The 17,032-nt window shown below is 72.2% G+C and carries 17 protein-coding genes; 6 read left to right on the forward strand and 11 right to left on the reverse strand.

Annotation, left to right across the window (positions count from 1 at the left end; translation table 11 throughout):
- Nucleotides 1-3: 3 nt before the first annotated feature.
- From OO70_RS19640 to OO70_RS19655, 4 genes are all read right to left on the reverse strand, one after another.
- Nucleotides 4-1,809, reverse strand: coding sequence for a vWA domain-containing protein (locus tag OO70_RS19640; RefSeq protein ID WP_043672309.1), 1,806 nt, complete (start codon nt 1,807-1,809; stop codon nt 4-6).
- Nucleotides 1,806-2,867: an ATP-binding protein gene (locus OO70_RS19645; RefSeq protein ID WP_043672313.1), complete on the reverse strand. Its 1,062-nt coding sequence runs from the start codon at nt 2,865-2,867 to the stop codon at nt 1,806-1,808. The genes OO70_RS19640 and OO70_RS19645 overlap by 4 nt, the downstream gene beginning before the upstream one ends.
- A gap of 91 nt (nt 2,868-2,958) precedes the next feature.
- Nucleotides 2,959-5,034: a phage holin family protein gene (locus tag OO70_RS19650; protein ID WP_078651452.1), complete on the reverse strand. Its 2,076-nt coding sequence runs from the start codon at nt 5,032-5,034 to the stop codon at nt 2,959-2,961.
- Between the two features lie 82 nt (nt 5,035-5,116).
- Nucleotides 5,117-5,548, reverse strand: a complete 432-nt coding sequence (locus tag OO70_RS19655; RefSeq protein WP_051741374.1) for a hypothetical protein — start codon at nt 5,546-5,548, stop codon at nt 5,117-5,119.
- Between the two features lie 85 nt (nt 5,549-5,633).
- Between OO70_RS19655 and OO70_RS19660 the strand changes: the two genes are divergently transcribed.
- Nucleotides 5,634-6,407, forward strand: a complete 774-nt coding sequence (locus tag OO70_RS19660; protein ID WP_043672319.1) for an MBL fold metallo-hydrolase — start codon at nt 5,634-5,636, stop codon at nt 6,405-6,407.
- Nucleotides 6,404-7,033 carry a DedA family protein gene (locus tag OO70_RS19665; RefSeq protein ID WP_043672323.1) on the forward strand — a complete coding sequence of 210 codons (630 nt, stop codon included), beginning with the start codon at nt 6,404-6,406 and terminating at the stop codon, nt 7,031-7,033. The genes OO70_RS19660 and OO70_RS19665 overlap by 4 nt, the downstream gene beginning before the upstream one ends.
- 79 nt (nt 7,034-7,112) lie before the next feature.
- Here the strand turns inward: OO70_RS19665 and OO70_RS19670 are convergent, their stop codons facing one another.
- From OO70_RS19670 to OO70_RS19700, 7 genes are all read right to left on the reverse strand, one after another.
- Nucleotides 7,113-8,177 carry an MBL fold metallo-hydrolase gene (locus tag OO70_RS19670; RefSeq protein WP_043672326.1) on the reverse strand — a complete coding sequence of 355 codons (1,065 nt, stop codon included), beginning with the start codon at nt 8,175-8,177 and terminating at the stop codon, nt 7,113-7,115.
- The gene (locus tag OO70_RS19675; RefSeq protein ID WP_043672330.1) at nt 8,174-9,421 is read right to left on the reverse strand and encodes an aminotransferase class I/II-fold pyridoxal phosphate-dependent enzyme; all 1,248 of its coding nucleotides are present in this window, start codon (nt 9,419-9,421) and stop codon (nt 8,174-8,176) included. Before OO70_RS19675 ends, OO70_RS19670 begins: the two co-directional genes overlap by 4 nt.
- A gap of 48 nt (nt 9,422-9,469) precedes the next feature.
- Nucleotides 9,470-10,057, reverse strand: coding sequence for a hypothetical protein (locus tag OO70_RS19680; RefSeq protein ID WP_043672333.1), 588 nt, complete (start codon nt 10,055-10,057; stop codon nt 9,470-9,472).
- Nucleotides 10,058-10,239: 182 nt separating this feature from the next.
- Nucleotides 10,240-11,034, reverse strand: a complete 795-nt coding sequence (locus tag OO70_RS19685) for an RNA polymerase sigma factor SigF (protein WP_043672850.1) — start codon at nt 11,032-11,034, stop codon at nt 10,240-10,242.
- Between the two features lie 133 nt (nt 11,035-11,167).
- On the reverse strand, nt 11,168-11,389 hold the full coding sequence (locus tag OO70_RS19690) for a DUF6158 family protein (protein WP_043672337.1): 222 nt from the start codon (nt 11,387-11,389) through the stop codon (nt 11,168-11,170).
- 110 nt (nt 11,390-11,499) lie between these two features.
- On the reverse strand, nt 11,500-13,119 hold the full coding sequence (locus OO70_RS19695) for an ABC-F family ATP-binding cassette domain-containing protein (RefSeq protein WP_043672340.1): 1,620 nt from the start codon (nt 13,117-13,119) through the stop codon (nt 11,500-11,502).
- A 76-nt stretch (nt 13,120-13,195) separates the two neighbouring features.
- A complete protein-coding gene (locus OO70_RS19700; protein WP_043672343.1) occupies nt 13,196-13,867 on the reverse strand; it encodes a histidine phosphatase family protein in 672 nt (223 codons plus the stop codon).
- A 122-nt stretch (nt 13,868-13,989) separates the two neighbouring features.
- Between OO70_RS19700 and OO70_RS19705 the strand changes: the two genes are divergently transcribed.
- The 4 genes from OO70_RS19705 to OO70_RS19720 all read left to right on the forward strand — a co-directional run bounded on the left by OO70_RS19705 (nt 13,990) and on the right by OO70_RS19720 (nt 17,021).
- Nucleotides 13,990-15,507 (forward strand): bifunctional phosphatase PAP2/diacylglycerol kinase family protein, encoded by a 1,518-nt coding sequence (locus OO70_RS19705; RefSeq protein ID WP_043672346.1) that lies wholly within the window; start codon nt 13,990-13,992, stop codon nt 15,505-15,507.
- Between the two features lie 81 nt (nt 15,508-15,588).
- Complete coding sequence (locus OO70_RS19710) at nt 15,589-16,410, forward strand: class I SAM-dependent methyltransferase (protein WP_043672349.1); 822 nt, start codon at nt 15,589-15,591, stop codon at nt 16,408-16,410.
- Between the two features lie 43 nt (nt 16,411-16,453).
- Nucleotides 16,454-16,624 (forward strand): hypothetical protein, encoded by a 171-nt coding sequence (locus tag OO70_RS19715; RefSeq protein WP_043672352.1) that lies wholly within the window; start codon nt 16,454-16,456, stop codon nt 16,622-16,624.
- 49 nt (nt 16,625-16,673) lie between these two features.
- Nucleotides 16,674-17,021 (forward strand): VOC family protein, encoded by a 348-nt coding sequence (locus tag OO70_RS19720; protein ID WP_043672355.1) that lies wholly within the window; start codon nt 16,674-16,676, stop codon nt 17,019-17,021.
- Nucleotides 17,022-17,032: the final 11 nt, after the last annotated feature.

Raw genomic sequence — 17,032 nt, forward strand, 5'->3', positions numbered from 1 at the left:
TGCTCAGCGCACCCGGAAGACCGGCCCACGCGGGGTGAACGGCAGGCGAGCACTCTGCGGGATCAGATAGGCGTGTTCGCGGCGCACCCGCAGCACGTCGCACCAGCCGTCCGTGATGACGAGGACGGGCGCGCCCGGCGGGAAGTCGTCCGCGCGGTGCAGCAGGTCGATCCCGGGTTGCAGGACGGTGCCGCCGCGCCCGTGGACGCGCACCCGGCCGGCGATGTCCGTGACCGGCAGATAGCCCGCGTCGTGCGGGGCCGCGTCGCAGAACACGACCCGGGCGGCCGGTACGTCACGGGCCTCGGCGTACGAGGCGATCGCGCCCAGCGCCTTGCCGAGGAGGGTGCGGTCCATGGAGCCGGAGGTGTCGAGGACGACGCCGAAGGTGCAGCGGGCGACCTCCTCGGGCGGGAAGTACCGCCCGGCGCGCGGGATGTCGGGGGTGGAGGACTGGCGGCGCGAGGGGCGGGCGTAGGACCGCACGGGCTCCGGGCGGGGCACGAACTCGTCGAACCAGCGGGCGAGTTGCGCGTCCCACGGCAGCGGCGGATGGCTCAGGGCGCGGATCTCCTCGACCAACCCGCCGGGCAGGTAGCCGCGTTCGTGCTGCTGGTGCAGGTCCAGGCCGCGGGCGAGGCCGCGCCGGTAGAACTCGTCGAGGTCCACGTAGTCGCGGGCGCTGCCGAGCGGGCCGCCGAGGATGTCGCCGGCGCCCTTGCCCCGCAGGGTGGCCAGGCGGCGCATGCGGCGCAGGTCGCCGGCGATCCGGTCGTAGACCTCCTCGGCGGAGAGGTCCTTCAACTCCGGGTCGTACAGCAGCCCTTCGGGCATCGTGCCGATGTCCATCTCGCACAGCCAGCCGTTGATGACGTAGTCGGCGGCGATGTTGAAGAGGAGCGGGTCACGGGTGCCGCAGCGGTCGCCGTGACGCAGGGCGGCGTGCAGCATCTCGTGCGCGAGGACGAACCGCCATTCCTCGTCGTCGAGTTGGCGCAGCGGGTTGATGTAGATCTCGGCCGCCTCGGTGTCGACGGCGGCGACGGAGATGCCGTGGGCGCGGGCGAGCTCGGCGTCGGCGACGAGGGTGATGCCGGCCGCAATGCCGCCGAGAAGGGGGTAGGAGGAGACGAACCAGCTCAACGCCCGTTCCCAGGGCTGGAGTCGGGTGGGTCCGCCGCGCATCGAGGCACGGCGGCCGCCCGCCACGTCCATGGCCGTCGCGACGGTACGGGTGAGGGCGTTCGCGAAGTTCAGCTGCCAGTCCGGGGCCTTGCCGCCCTGCCAGGTGTCCCACGGCACGAGCACTTGGTCCGGTTCGCCGCCCGCCGTGCCGCAACGCTCGTAGAGGGGCGGGACGCCGTCGCGGCGCCAGCCGGCGGCGAGTTGGTCCTCGTCGCCGCCGGGGTAGGCGGCGGGCAGGTCCTCGGGGGTGACGCCGATGGGGAATCCGAGCAGGAAGCGGTTGACGACGGCGCAGTTGGCCGCCAGGGCGGGGCCGTCGGGCTGGTCGCGGAGCTTCGGCGCGGCCGGGACATGGCCGAAGCCCAGGTGGATGATGCAGTGTGCGATCGCCCAGGCCCATTCGGCGGGTTCGGCCCGCCGGGTGGGGTGGACGTGCAGCACGCCGTTGGAATCGACGCGTACCAGACCGGTGTGGGGCGTGCGGGGGCAGTCGTCCCGGCGGCAGGTGCTGAAGCCGATGGCGGCGAGCGCGCGGTTGGCCCGCACCAGCCGCAGCCCCTCCTCGAAGGCCTCGGCCGCGAGATCCTTCTTGGGCTTCCCCTTGTTGCCCCGGGTGCGGCTCACTGCCGGGCCTCGACCAGCCGGGGCATGTCACGGGCCGCCTCGACCAGGAACCAGGCGGGCAGCAGCGGATTGCCGTCGGTGTCCGGGGCGATGACGCTCTGCGCGACCTCCACAGAGATCTCGGCGAGCTGCACGAGCAGCGACTTGGCGCGGTACGCGGTCTGCAAACCGTTCGCCGACAAGTGCTCCTTGCTGACCGGGAGTTCCTTGACGAGCCGGCCCCGGAAGGACTCGGCGAGGTAGTACAGCAGGTCGCGGTCCTCCGGGCGGTGCGGCCAGCGCGCGTCGCCCTTGATGATCGCCTCGATGCCGAACCGGCTGCGCACGATCTTGACGTAACCGCAGAACGCGACCGCGTGGGCGGGCGTCAGCGTGCCGTGGGCGATGACCTTGAGGGTGTCCTCGTCGAGGTCGGGCCCGAAGGAACCCAGCGCGTCCGAGAGCATGTGCCAGGAGCGCGGTGTCGAGAAGGGCTCTTCCGTCTTCGGCGGCTTGGACCACAGGTGGTCGGGGCGGTCGGTGAGGTGGTCCAGGATCCACGGGTGGATGCCGTTGCCCGCCGCCCACACGAGCCAGTCCTTCGGGGACGCCTCCAGGTGGACGTGCGTGAGCCGGTTGATCAGCGCGGACGCGATCGGGCGGGCCAGCGCGTTGTCGGTCGCCCGGTTGCCCGCGCCGATCACGATCGAGCCCTTGGGGAGTTCGTAGCTGCCGATCCGGCGGTCCAGGATCAGCGAGTAGAACGCCTTCTGCACATCCGGCGTCGCCGCGTTCAGCTCGTCCAGGAACAGGCAGTACGGCTCGTCCCGCGCGATCGCCTCCGGCGGGCAGAACACCGACCGCCCGTCACGGATCTGCGGCACACCGATCAGATCCTCGGGCGCGAGCTGCGTACCCAGCAGGCTGACGCACTCAAGCCCCAGAGACTGGGCGAACTCCCTTACCAGGGACGACTTTCCGATGCCGGGCGCGCCCCAGAGGAACACGGGGCGGACGGTCGCGAGGCCGAGCAGCAACTCCGGTATGCGAGCGGGCGTGACAGTGACGGCAGCCTGCAAAAGAGGCTCTCCTCAAGGGGGTTCGACAAGGGCGCAAACGCGCTCCAATGCCCCCAGTGTGTGCCTACGACCCACCCGGCGCAGCCCATTTTCAGGCGGCCCGCTCCTCCTGCTCGGCCGTCAGCGGGACTTGGGGTCCGTTGCACTCCCGCAGCCAGCGCCGCAGTACCCGGTGCACCTGCTCCGCGCCGACTAGATCCTCGCCGTCGTCGACCGGCGCGGAGAAGGCGTGCGGCGACAGCAGGAACGGCTTGCCCTGGGAGCCGCCGAGGCCGCCGTGCGAACCGATCTGCTCCTCGAAGGCGAGGACTTCGCCCTCGGCCGGGTCGTACCAGGAGTTGACCATGATGTCGGCGGTGTGCGGGAAGGAGTGGGTGCGCCGGACGGCGTCCGCGACGCCGGGGCCGAAGTCCGCCAACGGGCCCTGTTTGTCGTCGAGTTCGGCCACCGGGAGTTCGGCACCGTGCGCGCCCAGGACGAGTCCGCCGTGCTCCTCGCTGCGGACCAGGACGAAGCCGACGCCCGGGTGGTTGGCGAGGGTCGTCAGCAGTGCCGGGTGGCGGGCGTCGATCTCCTCCTTGGTCATCCGGTGCGGCACGTCCGGGAAGGAGACCAGACCGAGGTTGCCGGAGGCCAGCACGATCGGCTCGGAGTGGCGGCCGGCGTGGACCTGCCGCTCGTCGCCGTCCTTGGCGGGCCTGCGCAGCGCCGCGCGGACGGCGGCGCGGGCCTCGGCGCCGCTGTGGGTGCGGCGGGCCCGGCGCGGCACGGGCAGCCCGCAGCCCGCCCGGACCAGGTCGCCGAGGGTGAGGCCGTAGCGGCCCTGGAAGGTTTCGCCGGGGCTCTGCCCGTGGTCGGAGAGGACGACGATGCGGTACGGCCGCGGGGCGTGCTCGGCGACGTTCTCGATCAACGCGAGGGAACGGTCCAAACGCTGGAGGACCTTGGCGGCGTCGCGGCTGCGCGGTCCGGAGTGGTGGGCGACCTCGTCGTAGGCCACGAGGTCGGCGTAGACGGCGGTGCGGCCGGCGAGCATGTCGCCCATGACGGCGGCGACGACGACGTCCCGTTCGACGACGGTCGCGAAGGCGCGGACGAGGGGGTAGAGGCCGCCGCGCTTGATCCGGGGGCGCTGCTTGGTAAGGCGGCTGCGGGTCGACTGGCCGATCTCGCGGCCGACTTCGGCGACGAAGGACATCGCGGTGCGGACGGCGTTGGCGGGGTCGGAGAAGTAGGCGAAGTAGCCAGCGCGGGAACGGTTTTCGCGGCCCCGGCGGCGGATGGCGATGGACAGGACGAGGGCCTGTTCGTCGGCGCCGCCGCTGAACAGGTTGCCCCGGCTGGCGCCGTCGAGCGTGAGGAGGCCGCCGTCGCCGGTGAACTCGACGGCGCGGCGCTGGAGTTCGGCGGCGCTGGTCGGGCGGTTGCAGACCATCACCTCGCCGGTGTCCTTCTCGTACCAGCGGAACGCGGGGATGTCGTGGTTGGAGCCGTGCAGGATGCCGAGCTGGCTGGCGCCGGTCTGGCTGGACCAGTCGGTGCGCCAGGGGGTGAGGCGGTGGCTTGGGCGGTCGCCGCCGAGGAGCTTCGCGACGGTCGGCATCAGGCCCCTGGCCACGGCTGCGAGCAGCACGTCGTGGCCGACGCCGTCGAGTTGCAGGAAGACGGTGCCGGGCGAGGACGGGCCGGGGGGCAGGGCTCTGCGGCGGCGGTCGGCGAGGCGGTAGAGGCGACGGCGGTAGGCGTCGTCGTCGCGGACGGCCAGGGCACCGCCGGTCGCGGAGGCCACGGCGGACATGACGGCGGCGACGACCACGGCGGTCTCGGGGGCGACCTGGCCACGCAGTCCGCCGTCGGGATTGATGCGCAGGGCGATCAGCAGCAGCGAGCCGTTGAGCACGAAGACGAGGAGGCCGAGGACGAGCGCGGGCACGAGCAGCAACAGCCGTACCAGCAGCGGCCAGACGAGGGCCGACAGCACACCGAAGGCACCGGCGCCGAGCGCGGCCGTGACCCCGATCCGGGTGGCGCTGTCGCCGTCCGCCGACTGGAGCTTGAAGTCCGGCAGAATCCCGGCGAGCACCAGCATGGTGACCGTGGAGACCGCCCACACCGCGATGCTCCGCCCGACCTGACTGGCGAGCCGCCGCCAACGCGCTCCACCCACGCCCCGTACACCTCACGTCCCTGGCCCGACGACCTGGCGGGCCTCCACCCACCTTGTCACAACGGGTGGAACGGTCCAGATGTCACCGGCCGTCGTAGCCCGCCGTCGGCATGGACAGCCGTCGGTGCACGCTGGCCTTCATCTGGGCGTCGTAGGAGGGCTCCGCGCGGCCGACCGTCTCGATCCGCACCCCGCGTCGCGCGCACTCGTCGGTGAACTCGTCGACGGAGGACAGCGCGCTCTCCAGGACCCGGCGGCTGGGGGCGACGAACAGGTCGAGACCGGGCCGGACACCGTCCCACAGCGCGCAGTGGTCGGGGCGCAGCCCGCGCACCAGAAGCTCGCGGGCGATCACATAGCCGTGGTCGGCGGCCCAGCGGGCACACATCGCGTGCTGGCTGCGGGAGTCGACCAGGAAGGGGTCGTCGTCCAGCTCCTCCAGCGGCGTCAGGCTGGCGATCGCCGTCACCCGAAGCCGCGAGGGCATACCCGAGGCACCGCGTACCTGTCCCATGGCGTCCCCCTCACCTCCGGGTTTCGCCGCCGACCCTACTCCTGCCCGTAGGCTTCGGGGGAGTCGCGCGAAGGAGGCAAAGAAGGTGCCGGTGGAGATCACCTGGTGGGGTCACGCCAGCTGCACGATCGAGGACTCGGACATACGCGTCCTCACCGACCCCCTGTTCGCCCGCCGACTCGCGCATCTACGACGCCGCCGGGGCGCGGTGCCGCCGCCCGAGGCCCGGCGCGCGGACCTGGCGCTCGTCTCCCATCTGCACGCCGACCACCTACACCTTCCCTCGCTCGCCGCCCTCGCCCCGGGCACGCGCCTGCTCGTGCCCCGGGGCGCACTCCGCGCGGTACCGGGACTGCGCCGGCTCCGGCAGCTGCGGATCGACGAGGTGGCCCCCGGCGACCAGACGCTGGTCGGTGACCTGGTCGTACGGGCCGTGCCCGCGCGGCACGACGGGAGGCGGCTGCCGGTCGGACCGCACCGCTCCCCCGCGCTGGGCTACGTCGTCGAGGGCGAGGCGCGCACCTACTTCGCCGGGGACACCGGGCTGTTCGACGACATGGCCAAGGAGGTCGGGCCGGTCGACGTGGCGCTGCTGCCGGTCGGCGGCTGGGGTCCGTATCTCGGCGAGGGGCATCTGGACGCGGGACGCGCGGCCCAGGCGTTGGCGCGACTCTCGCCGCGCAGTGCGGTGCCGGTGCACTACGGCACGTACTGGCCGATCGGGATGGACGCGGTGCGCCCGCACGAATTCCACACGCCGGGCGACGAGTTCGTGCGGATCGCGGCGCAGCTCGCGCCCTCGGTTTCGGTGCACCGGCTCGGACACGGGGAGAGCGTGCGCCCGGAGGTCGCCCGGTGAGTTGGATCGCGGACGCGCTGTCCGCGACCGCCACGACGTCGCCCGAGTCCACCCAACAGGCCATCGGCTACCCGTCGTTGTTCCTGCTGGTGCTGTTCGGGGCGCTGGTGCCGGTGATTCCGACGGGGGCGCTGGTGAGTTCGGCGGCGGTGGTCGCGTTTCACCAGACGGCGCCGTTCGCGCTGGCGCTGGTCTTCGTCACGGCTTCGCTGGCCGCGTTTCTCGGGGACGTCGCGCTGTACTGGCTGGGGCGGCGGGGGATGGGGTCGAAGAACGGGTCGCGGTGGCTGGAGGCGATCCGTGCGCGGGCTCCGCAGGATCGGCTGGAGCAGGCCCAGGAGAAGCTGGCCGACCATGGGGTGACGGTGCTGGTGCTGTCTCGGCTGGTGCCGGCGGGGCGTATTCCGGTGATGCTGGCGTGTCTGATGGCGGAGTGGCCGATCCGCCGGTTCGCCCGGGGTAATGCGCCCGCGTGTCTGGCGTGGGCCGTGACGTACCAGCTGATCGGCATCCTTGGGGGTTCGTTGTTTCCGGAGCCGTGGGAGGGGGTTGTGGCGGCGGTTGTGTTGACCGTGGTGATCAGTGTGGCGCCAAGTTTGTGGCGGCGGGTTCGGGCTGCCAGTTGATGTTGCGTTGCGGGGTGCGGGTCGTGTGTGGCTGGGCGCGCCCCGCGGCGGAGCCGCAATTCGACACAGCCCCGCGCCCCTAAGGGGTCTCAGCCAGCACTCTCGAAGCTCCCACCGGTAGATCCCACAGGTCTTGCCTGGCCAGGCCCGCTTGTTCCCAGGCCGCCCGCACCCGCGTCAGCGGCTCCAGGACCGGCTCTGCCGACAGGACGAACGTGCCCCAGTGCATCGGAGCCATCCGTCGCGCCCCCAGATCCTGTACGGCCCGCACCGCCTCCTCCGGGTCGCAGTGGACGTCGCTCAGCCACCAGCGTGGGTCGTAGGCGCCGATGGGGAGGAGGGCCAGGTCAATTCCCGGATAGCGGCGGCCGATACGTGAGAACCAGTGGCCGTAGCCCGTGTCGCCCGCGAAGTAGATGCGCTGGCCGTCGGGTGCTGTCATCACCCAACCGCCCCACAGGGAGTGGCAGGTGTCGGTGAGGCTGCGCTTGGACCAGTGGTGGGCGGGTACGAAGTCGAGGCGGACGCCGTCGAGTTGGGCCGCTTCCCACCAGTCGAGTTCGGTGACGCGGGTGAATCTGCGGCGGCGGAACCAGCTGCCGAGGCCGGCCGGCGCGAACACCGGGGTGTGGCGCGGGAGTCGGCGCAGGGTGGGGGCGTCGAGGTGGTCGTAGTGGTTGTGGCTGATGACGACGGCGTCGATCGGCGGGAGTGCCTCCCAGGCAACGCCTACTGGGGTGATGCGGGCCGGGGTGCCGAGGATGCGGCGGGACCAGACCGGGTCGGTGAGGATCGTCAGGCCGCCGATCCGCACCACCCAGCTGGCGTGTCCCGCCCAGGTGACGGCGACGGTCAACGCGTCGACCTGGGGCAGTGGTTCGGGTGCGAACGGGAGTCGGGGGATGTCGGCGAGGCCCTCCGGGCGGGGCCGTACGGAGCCCTCGCGGGCGAAGCGGGCGAAGGCCTTGAGGCCGGGCAGCGGGGCGGTGAGCCGGTCGTGGAAGGTCCGGGGCCATACGCGCCGCTCGCCGAGGGGGCGGGGTTCGGCGAGCGGCGGGGAGGACGGGGCGAACGGGGGCATCGGGTCGGCGGTTTCACGCGTGGTCGTACTGCTGGTGGTGGTCGACTCGGACTGCTGCGTCATCGAGGAGGCTCCCATCGCTGAGCGTCGTCGCGGAGATCGTCGAAGATCGACCTCAAGGACATCAACGCGCGTTGCACGTGTGGCAGTTCCAACGGCACGGGTGACGTGAGGCATTCCGCGCGTTCCTCGTCGGTTCGGCCCAGCAGCGGTCCGGTGGACAGCCGTACCCGCAGCGCGCCCAGGTCGTCGCCGAAGCGATGGCCTCCAGGGGCGGGCATGCCGAGCCGGGCGGTGAGGAACTCCTCCAGGTCCTGCGCGTCACCCACGCCCTGCGGGGTCAGCGCGTGGCGCAACGGCCCGAGGTCGACGTACAGATGGCGTCCCGCCTGCGGCGGCCGGGAGAACGCGCCCGCCCCGGTGACGGCAGCGTGCGCGGCGGCGGCCACGCGCGCGTGAAGGCGTACGGCGGTGTCGCGGCGGGCGATGACGGGCGGGGGTTCGCCGAGGGCGTGGCCGGCCGCGGCGGCGACGGGTGCGGCGATGCGGGCGCCGAGTGCGGTGAGGACGTCGAGCACGCGCGCGTGGAGCGCGTTCCCGGCGCGGCCGGCGGGGAAGCGGGCGACGGCGGCCGGCCAGCCGGACGGGAGGAGCGCGCCGGCGAGGTCGGTGACGACGGTGACCTTGTCGGGCAGCATCTCGGCGGGGCTGAGCAGCATGGTGCGCCGGGGTGCGTGCAGGGTGTCGCGCCAGGTCTCGTCGCTGACCAGGTGCAGGCCCTCGGCGGCGGCGGCCTCGACGGTCTCGTGCATGACCTCGGGCGGCGCCACGGTGGCGGTGGGGTCGTCGGCGACGGACAGCACGAGCAGGCGCGGGTCACCGCCCTCGTCCCGGACCCGGCGCACGGTCTCCAGCAGGGCGTACGGATCGGGCACCCCGCCGCACTCGGCCGGGGTGCCCACATGGAACACGGGTCTGCCCAACAGGCGCGCGTACGGCGCCCACCAGGCGGCGCAGGGTCTGGGCACCAGGACGTCACCGCCGAGCGCGGCGGTCAGCGCGACCAGCAGCGCGGGGGCACCGGGGGCGGCGGCCACGCGCGCGGGGTCGGCGGGCAGTCCCCGGCGCTCGAAGTAGCCGCTCGCGGCGTCGAGCAGGGCGGGGGCGCCGCCGACCGGCTGTTCCTCGGTGCGGCTCGCGGCGGCGGCAAGGACGGCGGCCAGTTCCGGCAGGACGGGCAGTCCGTCGTCGGGAAAGACCGGCCCGTAACGGACGGGTCCCTGGCCTACCGCGTCCGCCTGCCGCATGGTGCCTCCGCGCAGTCGCTCGTGCCGTGCCGTGTCCTCGTCGTGCCCTCAGTGTCCCGGAGTCCGCCTGCGCAGCCGGTACACGGCACCACCGCACGCACCCGCGATCAGCACACCCCCGGCGACCAGCGCCGGCACGGAGTCGGTGAAGGTACCGCCCTCCCCCGCTCGCACCCCGCGCTCGATCACGGCGGCACCGGCGCAGGAATCGCCCCGCGGCTCCTGACACGGCGGCTGCCCGGCCCCGCGCTCCACGCTGAAGGTCGCGCTCCAGGGCCGCCCCTGTCCCCCGGCCTGCCCCGGACAGGTTCCGTCCACGGTCCACGCGGAGTCCCGCCCGCCCCCGTCACCGTCGGAGATCCGCGCGGTGCCCCGGTAGGCGGCCCCGGCGGCCCGGTCGTCGTTGCCGGGCACGCGTTGCAGTTGGACGGTCCCGCCGTCGAAACCCTGGGACGTGGCGTCGATGGTGTCGGCCGCGGTCCCCCCGATCCCCTCGCAGGTGACGGAGACGGTGACGCTCCCACCCGCCTGCACGCTGCTCGGACTGACCTCGGCGGCCGGATCAGCGGCCACGGCCGGTCCGGCGGCGCCCCCGACAAGGGCGACGACGGACAGGGCGAGTGCGGTGCGGCGCATGAGCGGTGCTCCTTAGACCGAGGACGGCGGCAACACCATCGAAGCCCGGTAAGGAGAGAGCCGCGCGCGGCGAGGCCCGAGCGAGTGAACACAGGCCAGCTGCGGCGCCCCGTCAGGGGCGCGGGGCTGTGTCGATTTGCGGCTCCGCCGCGTGGGCGCGACCAGCCCCCACCGGCCCGCACTCAGGCAACTTCCTGCAGCACCTCTTCCCGAATCCGCCGACAACACCGACTGATCAACCGAGACACATGCATCTGCGAAATCCCGAACTCCTCCGCGATCCGGCTCTGCGTCATGTCCCCGAAGAACCGCAGGTACAGAATCTCCCGCTCCCGCTCAGGCAGCGCAGCAAGCCTCGGCTTCACAGCCTCCCGGTCCGCCACGACATCCAACGCCGGATCAGCCGACCCGAGAACGTCGCCCAACGCATACCCGTCCCCACCGCCGGAGGCATCCGCGTCCAACGACAACGCGCTGAAACTCTCCAGCGCCTCCAGCCCGGCCCGCACATCCTCCTCGGAGAGACACGCCTGCGCGGCGATCTCCGAAACCGTGGGCCGCCGCCCCGGCACGGTCTGCGCCAACTCCTGCCCGGCGACCCGCACCCGGTTCCGCAGATCCTGCACCCGCCGCGGCACATGCACGGTCCACATGTGGTCACGGAAGTGCCGTTTGATCTCGCCGGTGATGGTCGGCACGGCGTAACTCTCGAACGCCTTGCCGCGCTCGGGGTCGTACCGGTCGACGGCCTTGACCAGACCGAGGGCGGCGACCTGTCGTAAGTCCTCGGTGTTCTCGCCCCGGTTGCGGAACCGCCCGGCGAGCCGGTCGGCCATGGGCAGCCAGGCCTCCACGATCCGCTCGCGGACGGTGTCGCGCTGCGGGCCGGGAGGAAGTGCGGCGAGCGTGCGGAACGCCTCCGCCGTGTCGGGGGCGTCATGGTGCGAATGACGCTTCGTGTTCGTGCGAGAGGACATGGTGCTGGGCATGGTGCGTCACAACTCCCTTGAGCATGCTCCGGGTTGGACGGTCACCGTCGGTGGGAACGCGTTTGCGATCCAGCGCTGAACGTTCGCCTGCCCCCGACCTCAAGGCACAAACACGCACCGCTCAGTCCCGCTCGCGTGCCCCCTGCCGGGTACGGCCGGGGGCCACGAGGCGGCGCGGATGGCGGCGCAGATACTCGCCCTCCAGCCCGGCCATGCGGTCGTTGTGGGCGCGCAGCGCGTCGTTCGAGCCGTACAGCAGGGTGTCGTGGCGCGTGCGGTGGATGGTCTCCAGCTCCTTCATGAGCTGGGAATCGTCCAGGCGCGCAGGGTCGACTCCGGTCATGGTGTGCCCCGCTCGTCGAGTCTCACGGTCCTTAAGGCCACTCTACGAACATTCCGGCATTCCGGCCCCGCAACCTCCGTACAAGCCCCGCGACCTCCGTACAAAGGGAACTACCGCGCGCGCTCCACCCGCCGCTCGTCCCACACGGGCTCGGTGCTCTCGCGGACCTTGCCGTCGCTGCCGAAGACCAGATAGCGGTCGAAGGAGCGGGCGAACCAGCGGTCGTGCGTGACGGAGAGCACGGTCCCGTCGAAGGCCTCAAGGCCCTCCTGGAGGGCTTCCGCGGACTCCAGGTCGAGGTTGTCGGTGGGCTCGTCGAGGAGCAACGCGGTGACTCCCTGGAGTTCCAGAAGGAGGATCTGGAAGCGGGCCTGCTGGCCGCCGGAGAGCCGGTCGAAGCTCTGCTCGGCCTGGCCGGTGAGCTCGTAGCGGCGCAGTCGGGACATGGCGGGGCCCTGGGCCTGCGCGTGTTCCTTCCACAGGATGTCGAGGAGGGTGCGGCCCTGGAGTTCGGGGTGGGCGTGGGTCTGCGCGAAGTGGCCGGGCACGACGCGCGCGCCGAGCTTCCACTCCCCCGTGTGCTGCACGTCGTCGCCGGCGAGCAGGCGCAGGAAGTGCGACTTGCCGGAGCCGTTCGAGCCGAGGACGGCGACGCGTTCGCCGTAGAAGACCTCCAGGTCGAAGGGTTTCATCAGCCCGGTGAGCTCAAGTCCCTTGCAGGTGACGGCCCTTACGCCGGTGCGGCCGCCCTTGATGCGCATGGTGATGTCCTGCTCGCGCGGCGGCTCGGGCGGCGGGCCCGCCTCCTCGAACTTGCGCAGGCGGGTCTGGGCGGCGGCGTAGCGGGACGCCAACTCATGGCTGATGGAGGCCGCCTGACGGAGATTCAGGACGAGCTTCTTCAGCTGGGCGTGCTTCTCGTCCCAGCGGCGGCGCAACTCCTCGAAGCGGGCGAAGCGTTCACGCCGGGCCTCGTGGTAGGTGGCGAAGCCGGCGCCGTGCACCCAGGCGTCGGCGCCGGTCGGCGAGGGTTCCACGGAGACGATCTTCTCGGCTGCGCGGGCGAGGAGTTCACGGTCGTGGGAGACGAACAGGACCGTCTTGCGGGTCTCCTTGAGCCGCTCCTCCAGCCAGCGCTTGCCGGGTACGTCGAGGTAGTTGTCGGGTTCGTCGAGCAGCAGCACCTCGTCGGAGCCGCGCAGCAGCGCCTCCAGGACGAGCCGCTTCTGCTCACCGCCGGAGAGGGTGCCGACCTGCCGGAACTGCGCCTTGTCGTACGGCACTCCGAGCGCGGCCATGGTGCACATGTCCCACAGGGTCTCGAACTCGTAGCCGTGCACCTCGGCCCAGTCGGACAGGGCCTGCGCGTAGGCGAGTTGGGCCGCCTCGTCGTCGACGGTCACGATGCCGTGCTCGGCCTTGTCGACCTCGCGCGCGACCTCGCGGATGCGCGGCGGTGCGACCGACACGAGCAGGTCCCGTACGGTCGTCTCGTCGCGTACGGAGCCCACGAACTGGCGCATCACGCCCAGGCCGCCACTCACGGTGACCGTGCCGCCATGCGGTTTCAGTTCGCCGGAGATCAGCCGCAGCAGGGTCGTCTTGCCGGCGCCGTTGGGCCCGACCAGGGCGACCACGGCGCCCTCGCCGACCCGGAAGGACACATCGCCGAGCAGCGGCCTCCCGTCGGGGAGGTAGTACTCGAGGTGTGCGGCTTCCAGATGTCCCATGACCACGCATTCTGTGGGGCGGCCTCGCGGCCGGGCAAACGCTTATTGTGCCCGCGAAGGCTTCACAACGGCTTCGCTAGGGCTTCTGGTCCGCGTCGAGCGGCTGTCCCGTCGGGCCGCCGTCCGTGCCCGGTCCGGCGGCCTCCACGGCGGCACCTTCCCAGGACAGGGCCTTCCAGCCGTCGGCCGGGGAGCCGTCCAGAATCACGATGCCGGTGTTCTCCAGCGGGCGGGCGGCGGCGAAGGGCACGTCGACGTTGTCGGCGCGGGCGGCCGTCCACATCCGGATCGCGGCGCCGTGGCTGACCATGGCGACGGTGCGGGCGCCGCTGTCCGCGGCCTCCGCGATCACACCGTCGTAGCGGGCGAGGGCCTCGGTGCCGCTCTCGCCGCCCGGCATCCGCAGCTCCGTGTCACCGGCGGCCCACGCGAACACGATCCGCATGTACTCGTGGCCGGGCTCCGTGTCGCCGGGCAGCATCTCCAGGTCACCGGCCGACAGCTCCCGGATGCCGTCCCGGACGCGTACGTCGAGGCCGCGGGCGGCGGCCAGCGGGGCCGCGGTGTGCTGGGTGCGGATCAGGGTGGAGGCGTAGAGGGCCTCGATGTCCTCGTCGACGAGTGCCTCGGGGAGGGCGGCGGCCTGGCGGCGGCCGAGGTCGGTCAGCTCCGCGCCGGGGACGGCCGTGTCGAGGAGATAGTCCACGTTGGCCGTCGTCTGGCCGTGGCGGATGAGGAGCAGGCGCATGCGGGGGTCCTCCGAAGAAACAGTCCGCCGGTGGTCGGAACGAAACGGTTGGCCGACGGTGGATTCGGTTCGCCGATGGTCCGCCGGGCAGCAAACGGCCATTTCAGGGTACCCGGCAGCGCATGAGCCCTGACGTCGACCTCACGGTCCCCCTGCCCGGCCGCCACGCCCTGCGTGCATGGCTGATCTCCCTGGACTCCCGTCTCTTCGAGGTGGCGGCCGAGCGGCACTGGCCCGCCGGTGAGCCCGTGCTGCCGCGGCTGAGCCGGAGTGCCAACCACGGCGTGCTGTGGTACGCGACGGCCGCCGCGGTGGCCGCGAGCCGTACTCCGCGCGCCCGCCGGGCCGCCGCCCGGGGCCTCGCCTCGCTGACCGTGGCCTCGCTCACCATCAACACGATCGGCAAGCGGACCGTGCGCCGGCACCGGCCCGCCCTGGACCCTGTCCCCATGGTGCGGCAGCTGAAGCGGCAGCCGATCACCACCTCGTTCCCGTCCGGTCACGCGGCGTCGGCGGCGGCCTTCGCGACCGGTGTGGCCCTGGAGTCGCCGGCCTGGGGCGCGGTCGTGGCCCCGATCGCGGTGTCGGTCGCCCTGTCCCGCGTCTACACCGGCGTCCACTTCCCGAGCGACGTGCTGGCGGGCGCCGCCCTCGGCGCGTGCGCGGCGTTCGCGGTGCGCGGCATGGTGCCGACCCGCGGGCAGATCGTTCCGCCTGCCCGTGCCCGTGCCGAGGTCCCGGCGCTGGAGGACGGCGAGGGCCTGGTCATGGTGGTCAACTCGGCGTCGGGCACCGCCGACCGGGCGGACGCGCTGACGGACGCGCTGCCCGGCGCGGAGCTCGTCGCCTGTGAACCGGCCGACATACAGGCCGAGTTGGAGAAGGCGGCGACCCGTGCCCGGGTCCTCGGGGTGTGCGGCGGCGACGGCACGGTGAACGCGGCGGCCCAGGTCGCCCTGCGCCACGGCCTGCCCCTCGCGGTCCTCCCCGGCGGCACCCTCAACCACTTCGCCTACGACCTCGGCGTGGAGGGCCCCCGCGATCTGAGCCGGGCGATCAAACAGGGCGACGCCGTGCGCGTGGACGTCGGCCGTTTCACGTCCGGCGCCACCCGGGGCATCTTCCTCAACACCCTGAGCCTGGGCGTCTATCCGGAGCTGGTGCGCGAGCGGGAGCACTGGGCACCCCGGATCGGCGGCTGGCCCGCGGGGGTCGTCGCGGCGCTGCGCGTGCTGCGCGCCGACCGGCATCCGCTGAAGGCCGAACTCGGCGGCCGTACCCGCCCGTTGTGGCTGCTGTTCGTCGGCAACGGCACCTATCACCGGATGGGGATCGCCTCGGGCCGCCGGGTCGACCTGGCGGACGGACGCCTCGACATCCGCGTCGTGCACGGCGGTCGCAGGCCCGCGCTGCGCCTGCTCGCGGCGGCCCTCGCGGGCCCCTTCACCCGCTCCCCCGCCCATGCGGCGGCCCAGGTCCACCGACTACGCCTGACCGGTCTCGCGCCCGGCACACTCCTCGCGTTCGACGGCGAAGTCACCGACGTGGGAGGGGAGTTGACCTTGGAGGAACTGCCCGAGGCGCTGACGGTCTACCGCCCACTGACGGAGTCCCTGATCACCCGTCAGTCCACATCGTAAAACGTGGGTCTCATTATTCGGCATGCGCGCGTACCTTCGTTCATACGACGAAGAAGCCGCCGCGAAGGGGTAGGTAGAGCCATGCCGAAGCCGCAGGAGACCGCTGTCTACACACACGGGCACCACGAGTCCGTACTGCGATCGCACACCCAGCGAACCGCCGCCAACTCCGCCGCCTACCTGCTCGGTTCGCTGAAGCCGCACATGCAGATCCTGGACATCGGCTGCGGCCCCGGCACCATCACCGCGGACCTGGCGGCGCTGGTCCCGGACGGGCGTGTCACCGCTGTCGACCGCGAGCCGGGCATCCTGGACCAGGCCCGCGCCACCGCCGACCGACGCGGCCTGACGAACGTCGACTTCGCGGTCGCCGACGTCCACGCACTGGACTACCCGGACGACACGTTCTGCGTGGTCCACGCCCATCAGGTGCTCCAGCACGTGGGCGATCCGGTGCAGGCGCTGCGGGAGATGAAGCGGGTGACCAAACCGACCGGGTACATCGCGGCCCGTGACGGGGACTACGCGGTGATGACCTGGTACCCGGAGGTGCCGGGGCTGGACGACTGGCTGGACCTGTACCAGCGGGTGGCCCGCGCCAACGGGGGCGAGCCGGACGCCGGACGGCGTCTCAAATCGTGGGCGCTGCAGGCGGGGCTGACGGACATCACGACCACGTCGAGCACCTGGACGTTCCACACTCCGGACGAGCGGGCGTGGTGGAGCGGCCTGTGGGCGGACCGTACCGTCGCGTCCTCGTACGCGGAGATCGCGATCGAGGGCGGTCACGCGACCCCCGAGCAGCTGCACGCCATCGCCGACGCGTGGCGGGAGTGGGGGAAGCAGGAGGACGGCTGGTTCGCCGTGCTGCACGGGGAGATCCTGTGCCGTAAGGACGCCTGATCCGCGGATTCGGGGGCAGTCGGGCGGTCAGGAGGTTACACACATGGTTCCGATCCTGATCGTCCTTCTGTTGGCGCTGATCCTCTTCGGCGCCGGCTTCGCGCTGAAGATCCTCTGGTGGGTGGCGCTGATCGTGCTCGCCGTGTGGCTGCTCGGCTTCCTGGTGCGCGGCACCTCGGCGAGCGGCGGCAGGGGACGCTGGTACCGCTGGTAGCGGGCCGTCCTCACCACGACACCCGGTCTTCCCAACTAGGCTCGTCCGTATGGACATTCTGGGAGCCACGCTGCGTATCTGCGTCGACGACCTGGAGACCGCCGTCCCCTTCTACGAACGCCTCACGGGCGCCTCGGCGCTCCGGTTCGAGCGCGGTGGGGTGTCGGTGGCCGCGGTCGGCTTCTTCCTGCTGATGAGCGGGCCCGAGGCGGAGATGGAGGTGTTGCGGAAGGTCGCGGCGACGATCGCCGTCAAGGACGTCGACGAGGCGCACACGCTCCTCACCGAACTCGGTGCCCGGGTCGTCGCGGGCCCGCTGGCGACGCCGGTGGGCCGCAATCTGATCGCGGTGCATCCGGACGGGACGGTGTACGAGTACGTGGACCGGCGCGGCTGACCGGCCGGTCC

It is taken from the genome of Streptomyces xylophagus, assembly GCF_000716435.1.
Classification (GTDB): Bacteria; Actinomycetota; Actinomycetes; order Streptomycetales; family Streptomycetaceae; genus Streptomyces; species Streptomyces xylophagus.

What these genes read in the sequence shown, in the direction of transcription:
- OO70_RS19685 (WP_043672850.1), bottom strand. Translation starts at nt 11,034, where the DNA reads ATGTCCTCTCGCACGAACACGAAGCGTCATTCGCACCATGACGCCCCC.
- OO70_RS19690 (WP_043672337.1), bottom strand. Translation starts at nt 11,389, where the DNA reads ATGACCGGAGTCGACCCTGCGCGCCTGGACGATTCCCAGCTCATGAAG.
- OO70_RS19655 (WP_051741374.1), bottom strand. Translation starts at nt 5,548, where the DNA reads ATGGGACAGGTACGCGGTGCCTCGGGTATGCCCTCGCGGCTTCGGGTG.
- OO70_RS19720 (WP_043672355.1), top strand. Translation starts at nt 16,674, where the DNA reads ATGGACATTCTGGGAGCCACGCTGCGTATCTGCGTCGACGACCTGGAG.
- OO70_RS19675 (WP_043672330.1), bottom strand. Translation starts at nt 9,421, where the DNA reads ATGCGGCAGGCGGACGCGGTAGGCCAGGGACCCGTCCGTTACGGGCCG.
- OO70_RS19705 (WP_043672346.1), top strand. Translation starts at nt 13,990, where the DNA reads ATGAGCCCTGACGTCGACCTCACGGTCCCCCTGCCCGGCCGCCACGCC.
- OO70_RS19680 (WP_043672333.1), bottom strand. Translation starts at nt 10,057, where the DNA reads ATGCGCCGCACCGCACTCGCCCTGTCCGTCGTCGCCCTTGTCGGGGGC.
- OO70_RS19700 (WP_043672343.1), bottom strand. Translation starts at nt 13,867, where the DNA reads ATGCGCCTGCTCCTCATCCGCCACGGCCAGACGACGGCCAACGTGGAC.
- OO70_RS19695 (WP_043672340.1), bottom strand. Translation starts at nt 13,119, where the DNA reads ATGGGACATCTGGAAGCCGCACACCTCGAGTACTACCTCCCCGACGGG.
- OO70_RS19715 (WP_043672352.1), top strand. Translation starts at nt 16,454, where the DNA reads ATGGTTCCGATCCTGATCGTCCTTCTGTTGGCGCTGATCCTCTTCGGC.
- OO70_RS19710 (WP_043672349.1), top strand. Translation starts at nt 15,589, where the DNA reads ATGCCGAAGCCGCAGGAGACCGCTGTCTACACACACGGGCACCACGAG.
- OO70_RS19670 (WP_043672326.1), bottom strand. Translation starts at nt 8,177, where the DNA reads ATGACGCAGCAGTCCGAGTCGACCACCACCAGCAGTACGACCACGCGT.